Below are 1,407 nucleotides of genomic sequence, written 5' to 3'. Positions count from 1 at the left end.
TGTAGGAAATGGGATGGACCCGTCCCTCCCTGTGCCAAGATGAGTTTGCAACGCCATCTGGGTGCATGGGGCACCACACGGCATCTTGAAGAGAGGGTCCATCCATGAATCACATTAGCATCATCGGGATTGATCTTGCCAAGCGTGTCTTTCAACTTCATGCCGTCGATCCCAACGGCCGCCAGATTTTCAGCAAGAAGGTGTCTCGCTCGGGCTTACGCCCGGCGCTAGCCCAGGTACCTCCCTGCCGCGTCGCCATGGAGGCCTGCGGCGGTGCCCATTACTGGGCAAGGGAGATCCAGGCCCTGGGGCACGAGCTCCAGTTGATTCCTCCCCAATACGTGAAGCCCTTTGTGCTGGGCCACAAGAGCGATGCTCGGGACGCCCGCGCGATCGCCGAGGCAGCGGCCCGGGATGCCACGCCACGAGTGGCGCCCAAGACGCAGGAACAGCAGGCACTGCAAGCGATGCACCGCGTGCGCTCCCGGGCGATTGCCAGCCGCACCGCACTGGGCAATGAGCTGCATGGCTTGCTCGCCGAAATGGGCATCTGCGTGGCGAAGGGACACTCGGTGTTTCGCCAGGGCGAGATCCGGCGCTTGCTCGCCGAGCACCGGGCCCAGCTGGGCGACGATCTCTTCGTGGTACTGGATGATGTCCTGGACCAGTGGCTCTCGCTGGATGCGCGCATTCATGCCTACGATCAGCGCCTGGCACGGCTGGCCAGAACGACACCGGTTTGTCGGCGCTTGATGAGCGTGCCCGGCATCGGGCCGGTCAATGCGACGTTGCTGGCCAGCCATATCGGTGATCCGAAACGGTTTGCCAATGGCCGATCCTTCAGCGCCTCGATTGGCCTGGTGCCACGCCAGCACTCGAGCGGCGGCAAGGAACGACTGATGAGCATCTCCAAGCGGGGCAACGGTGAGGTGCGTCGACAACTCGTGCATGGTGCCCGAGCGGCCTTGCGCGCCTTTCAGTGCCAGCAGCAGCCGGATCGGCTGGCTCGCTGGGCATGCACCCTGGCGGCACGGCGTGGGGCGGCCAAGGCCACTGTCGCCCTGGCGAACAAGCTGGGCAGGATCTGCTGGGCGGTGATGGTGCGAGATACCACCTACGCGGCCACCCCGTAATGCGATGACGCGATGACATAGTCACGATTTTCCCCGAGGTTGCGCAGGTACGAACGTAGATGGCAGGACAGGTAAGACCGGCTCTCCGCCACGCTGTGAAGCTATATGGCCCGATGTTGAGGCCGAGTAGGAGATCAGCTCGGAGAGCGCGCATTCCATCATGGCCAGGCACCGATGCTGTGCCGCTGACAGGCCGGATATAAGCGTGCAGTCTCACCCCCGCCGATACGTTTCGGGCTTGCACAACGGGACGGGTCCATATAAGTAGCTTTAG

1 protein-coding gene is annotated in these 1,407 nt (G+C 63.1%); it reads left to right on the top strand.

Going from position 1 to position 1,407, the window contains the following annotated elements:
- The first annotated feature begins 104 nt into the window (after positions 1-104).
- Positions 105-1,133, top strand: a complete 1,029-nt coding sequence (locus DU505_RS22170; RefSeq protein ID WP_114481139.1) for an IS110 family RNA-guided transposase — start codon at positions 105-107, stop codon at positions 1,131-1,133.
- Positions 1,134-1,407 lie beyond the last annotated feature (274 nt).

Source organism: Billgrantia montanilacus (assembly GCF_003336675.1).
Classification (GTDB): Bacteria; Pseudomonadota; Gammaproteobacteria; order Pseudomonadales; family Halomonadaceae; genus Halomonas; species Halomonas montanilacus.
Note: the sequence above shows the minus strand (reverse complement) of the source record. Positions and strands in the feature narration are given on the sequence as shown.